The following is a 5,785-nucleotide window of genomic DNA, read 5'->3' as shown; positions in this document are numbered from 1 at the left end:
GCCCGGGGGGTTTGCTGTTCCGTAACCCGGATCGGCTACATCAGCCAGCAAAATGTTTTCTGTATTCTGGTGTTCGATAATCAGGTTGATGAAATTACCATTGTTCCCATCGATATTGGTTGGGCCTGAAGCCATAGCCGGATAAAAAGGGTTAGTGCCCGGGTTGTAAATGATGATCTTTCCCGTGCCGCTAAAGGTAGCCCCCGGAGCAATCCAGACATTTTTACTGTAAATCTCCAGCGTACCGTTGATCTCCCAGTTCGCTTTCGGGCCAAAGTAAGTGCCCTCGCTAAAGCGCTGCTCGGTCGTACCCGCAGAAACCACAACCACCGACTCATCAACCGTCATACTCCCAGAACCGCTTTGGGCACGGGCATTTAATGCCGAAACCAATAGCAGAAAGCTTATTTTATATATAATATTTTTCATCCTTATTTTTTTACGAACTAAATCCTAACCCATAATAAGAAACATGGTTTCGAATTAAACTGCAGATCAATTGGCATCGTCATTCTTTGTCCAATCCAGTTTCTTATTGCTCTACAATGGTTAAAACATTATAACCTCCGGTTGTATCAAACGGTCTTGATGAGGCTGCATAATTAAACTCATTATCTGCAAGACTAATCCACGAAAACGGTCTTAACTTATCACCCTTAACCATAAAAACACTAACGGTACAAACCGAACCAGAAATGAGCGTTCCGCCACTAGTATTGTATGCCGAACCTGTATCTGAAGGATAGCCATTAGAAGTTTTAACCCTTTGTTTAATTGTTCCGGAAGCATCTCTTACTTCCCAGATGGCCTCTGTTTGATTGGCGTTGGTAGCAAGCCAGGATTTTATATAGTTGGCTTGAAGTGCAAAAGTAAAAGTGGCAAAATAAACCCCATCTCTTGGCGCTATAAATTCTCCGGTACTTGGATCAAAAGTATTGGTTGGAGTTCCTGAATCTGAATCCAATTTCTCCGTCCAGTTGGTTAAATATGCCGATGTACGCTGAGGCATACCATTAGTTTGGGGGCCTATTGTAGGAATGGCTCCGGGTTCAAATATATATACATCCTGAGTCGTTTTCTCCGCCATAACAACAATGTGAGGTTTTCCATAAGGGAAATAACCAATCCATTTTGTTCCATCTGAGTATTCTAAATAGCCCTTAACCCCAATGGCTGGCGTTGGATTATAACGCAATGCACCTGCTCCTGCCTGTGCAGCGGTTTGATTGGTCATTCCTATAGCAACAGATTGATTTGTACCACTACGAAAATCCAATGCAACCAATGGATTAGCCACCAAAACACCCATTTTCCCGGTATTATCTATAATAATATTTCCGGCCGTAGTAACAACTTCGGTATTATTGGTAGCGGCGGGGGTTCGGGTACCTATCCCTGCTGTTTGAGCCATAACAGTTGTCGCCGTTAAGAAAATGGCAATTACAAATGTGTGTAATAAGCAATATATGCCGTTTCTTATTATCTTCATCATCATATGTTTTATAATTCGTAAATGCTGATGCTGTTATCAACACCTAAATTTGCAATACTTGTATTTCTGTTCCCACCTAATGTATGATATACTCTAAAACGGATTGTATTCCCTGCTTTTAGATTAAAAATAGCATTGCAATTACCTGAAACAATATTGTTTGGAACAGGCGTATTAAAACCCGGGTAAGAGTTTACACTTTTAAATGCCTGGATGTTATTTGTTGAAGTATTACTTTCTATAATGGTTTCGAACCTACTGTTGTTGGGTATATTAGCTGTAGCCAAAGTAATATTAAAAGATACGATATAGAAAGCATCCCGTGGTGCCGTAAATGTGCCATTAAGAAGATTAAAATTAGGAATCCCGGGCGTGAAACCACCCGGATCTACATCAGGGTCATTTTTAACGGCGAGCCAGCCTGTAACATATTGACTGGTATTATTGTCTGCAATAATTTGCAATGTTTTATTGTTGGCCAGCACAAGGGCCTTGATGGGTGGAACCTGTGGCAGTGGAATCCATTTTTCTCCGTCTGAATATTCTAAAACTCCGGGAAGTATGTTGCTATAACGTATTGCACCTGCACCCGCCTGGACAGCAGTTTGACCCGTATTTGTTCCTAAGCCAATAATCCCTTTCTGATCATTAGACCTCAAATCAACTCTTGTAACCGGTGTTATTGTACCTATACCCAATTTTCCATCAGCCATAACAACCACATCATCATTATTTTTTGTAGCCGCCGGTGCAGTAGCGTTATTCTTAGCTCCATCAATATGCATGGTAGATGAAGCTACCGGATTCCGTGTACCTATTCCGGTTTTTTGAGCAAAAGCGGTATTAAAATAGCAGAATGCCAATAAGCAGATTAAAGTAAATATTTTCTTATCCATAATGTTTTATTGCTCTATAATGGTTAAACTGTTAAATCCATCACTCGGATCGGCAGGATTTGCAATATTGCCTGTTATTCTAAGTGCTCTGCTGGCGTTAACTATTGTTTGCTGTAGTTTAACAACCATCGTAGATCCGGCTATTAAACCCAAAGTAACTGTACTCGAACCTCCTGCCTGAGCATTTCTAGTCGCTCTGCCAAATGTTTTATAGCTTCGGGATATAACAACACCTATTCCATTGACAAATTGTGTTTCTACAGTAGAAGCGGGCGTAATTGTACCTTCTACAAAATCAAATGTCATTAAGAATGTATATATTCCATCTCGTGGAGCCGTAAAAACCCCGGTAACCGCATTAAAACTATTGGTTACATCCGATTTTAGTGTCCAGTTATTAACAGTAGTCGGTGTATTATAGGGTATAGAAACTGGTTTTGTTAGTTGAGCAACCACAACTGCTTTTATAGGCGCAACATATACCTGGCTCCAAACCAAGCCATCTGAAATTTGTATTTTCGGTGTTCCTGTGGGAATACCATTATTTACATCATATCTAACTGCGCCCTTACCTGCACTAATGGCCGACATAGTTGTTGTTCCTAAACCTAAGGCGCTATTATCAGCACCACGCAAATCAAATTTAACTTTGGGTGCAATATTTCCAACACCAATCCACCCGGCTGGTGTAATTATAAAGTCATTGGCAGTCTGTAGGGCACCAGGTACTCCCGTAGCAGGATTATCTTTAGCACCATCCACATGAAGTACGCCCTGAGGATTTCTTGTGTTAATACCAGTTTGAGCATAACTCAAACTGGTAATTAGCAATAACGACAACATCAAGAATCCCTTATTGAAACTTTTATAGTTCATCTTTTCTGGATTATTTTTGTTTCAACAACAAGTTTTCTAAACGTTCCAAACGCTCCTTCATCTCTCTAGTTTCTTTTTGCTGCTTTTCAATTAAATTTTGTTGTTTTTCAATTAAATTTTGTTGCTCAATAGTATGCAGGTATAATTCTTCGATTTTCTCTAACGACTGGATAGACAAAGCTGTTAAATCAAAAGAATAACCATTGATGTTCTTTTTTAAATCATCGATTTTTGTCACTCCAGGTAAATGCTTATTCTTCTTGATAAAAGCACTCACATCTGCTAATGATTTAAATTTGTAGCTATGATTAATATCCGAGTAACCATCAAAGTAAGTATCGAATACATAATCGGCATATACTGAGTTTGTGGTTAAAAATTTGCCAGAAGTTACCACATCACCATTAACATATAGCTGGGCAGTGGTTTCTGCTGCCGGAATTGATGTTGCTCCAATTACCACTTTTGCATTTTGATAGATATTATCTGTATTTAGGGTTGCTTTATCGGAAGTACCCTGAATTTGCCAGGGTTCTAAATTGGTTATTGATGCCTGGGTAAGCAAAGCACCACCATCAGTACCTACTGTTAAAAGCTGCCCTGCATTTGTACTGCGAACCACAGCTGTTGAAGTAACAGGAGTAGTAGCATCATTAATATGCGTAATTACTCCGGTTGATATATCCTGACTAAATGCAGATGCTTTAGTATTAATCTGATAAGGTGTTGCAGTTGTTCCATTTCCGGTAACTGTAGTATTAAGACCATTAGTAATTAAACCTATACCACCCTGAGTACCTGTATCACCTTTTGGACCCTGAGGACCCATTGCCCCCGGCGCTCCCGTTAAACCAATTGGACCTTGTGCACCTGTCGTACCTGTATCTCCTTTTGGACCCTGAGCTCCAACCGCACCCGGTGCTCCAGTCAATCCGATTGGACCTTGTGCACCTGTTGTTCCTGTATCTCCTTTTGGACCCTGAGGACCCATTGCGCCTGGCGCTCCCGTTAAACCAATTGGACCTTGTGCACCTGTCGTACCTGTATCTCCTTTTGGACCCTGAGCACCAGTAGCTCCCGGTGCTCCCGTTAATCCGATTGGACCTTGTGCACCTGTTGTTCCTGTATCTCCTTTTGGACCCTGAGGACCCATTGCGCCTGGCGCTCCCGTTAAACCAATTGGACCTTGTGCACCTGTCGTACCTGTATCTCCTTTTGGACCCTGAGGACCAGTAGCTCCTGGCGCTCCGGTTAAACCAATAGGGCCCTGAGCACCATCAACTCCATTTGCTCCAGGTATACCCTGAGCACCTGCTGGCCCTGCTGCACCAGTTAAGCCAATTGGACCTTGTGCACCAGTATCCCCCTTATCTCCTTTTGGACCATTAATATTTGTCCAGGTATTGGTCGTTGGGTTATAAACCCAGGTTCCACTGTCATTCGTTACAATCGTAACCCCTGTGCCAGGCGCTCCAGGCGTACCTGAGCCCGGAGTACCAGGTGTTCCGCTTGTGCCAGGCATGCCCTGAACACCAACTACTCCTGCATCGCCTTTGTCTCCCTTGTCTCCTTTTGGACCATTGATATTCGTCCAGGTATTAGTCGTTGGATTATACACCCAGGTACCACTGTCATTCGTTACAATCGTAACCCCTGTGCCAGGTGCACCAGGCGTACCTGATCCCGGAGTACCAGGTGCTCCGCTTGTGCCAGGCATTCCCTGAACACCAACTACACCTGCATCACCTTTATCTCCTTTTGGACCATTGATATTGGTCCAGGTATTCGTCGTTGGGTTATAAACCCAGGTACCACTGTCATTCGTTACGATGGTAACACCCGTGCCAGGCGCACCAGCTGTACCTGATCCCGGAGTACCAGGTGCTCCGCTTGTACCAGGCATACCCTGAACACCAACTACGCCTGCATCTCCTTTATCACCCTTATCTCCTTTTGGACCATTGATGTTCGTCCAGGTATTAGTCGTTGGGTTATAAACCCAGGTACCACTGTCATTCGTTACAATCGTAACTCCTGTTCCAGGTGCTCCAGGCGTACCTGATCCCGGAGTACCAGGCGTTCCGCTTGTGCCAGGCATACCCTCAACACCAACTATTCCTGCATCTCCTTTATCACCCTTATCTCCTTTTGGACCATTGATATTGGTCCAGGTATTGGTCGTTGGGTTATACACCCAGGTACCACTGTCATTCGTTACAATCGTAACCCCTGTGCCAGGTGCGCCAGCAGTGCCGGAACCCGGAGTTCCAGGCGCTCCGCTTGTACCAGGCATGCCCTGAACACCAACTATTCCTGCATCGCCTTTATCACCCTTATCTCCTTTTGGACCATTGATATTCGTCCAGGTATTGGTTGTTGGGTTATACACCCAGGTACCACTGTCATTCGTTACAATCGTAACCCCTGTGCCAGGTGCGCCAGCAGTGCCGGAACCCGGAGTTCCAGGCGCTCCGCTTGTACCAGGCATGCCCTGAACACCAACTATTCCTGCATCACCTTT

The 5,785-nt window shown here is 43.6% G+C and carries 4 protein-coding genes and 1 pseudogene; all 5 read right to left on the bottom strand.

Annotated features, from left to right (window positions below; genetic code table 11):
* Positions 1–429: pseudogene (locus O0955_RS18100) on the bottom strand (gliding motility-associated C-terminal domain-containing protein); the annotation flags it as partial.
* 103 nt (positions 430–532) lie between these two features.
* Positions 533–1,489, bottom strand: coding sequence for a hypothetical protein (locus O0955_RS18095; RefSeq protein WP_269428970.1), 957 nt, complete (start codon positions 1,487–1,489; stop codon positions 533–535).
* 11 nt (positions 1,490–1,500) lie between these two features.
* Positions 1,501–2,388: a hypothetical protein gene (locus tag O0955_RS18090; protein ID WP_269428969.1), complete on the bottom strand. Its 888-nt coding sequence runs from the start codon at positions 2,386–2,388 to the stop codon at positions 1,501–1,503.
* A gap of 6 nt (positions 2,389–2,394) precedes the next feature.
* A complete protein-coding gene (locus tag O0955_RS18085) occupies positions 2,395–3,264 on the bottom strand; it encodes a hypothetical protein (RefSeq protein WP_269428968.1) in 870 nt (289 codons plus the stop codon).
* A 10-nt stretch (positions 3,265–3,274) separates the two neighbouring features.
* The coding region (locus O0955_RS18080; RefSeq protein WP_428982473.1) for a hypothetical protein at positions 3,275–5,785 on the bottom strand (2,511 nt) is incomplete at its 5' end.

It is taken from the genome of Pedobacter punctiformis, from assembly GCF_027213715.1.
GTDB lineage: Bacteria > Bacteroidota > Bacteroidia > Sphingobacteriales > Sphingobacteriaceae > Pedobacter > Pedobacter punctiformis.
Note: the sequence above shows the minus strand (reverse complement) of the source record. Positions and strands in the feature narration are given on the sequence as shown.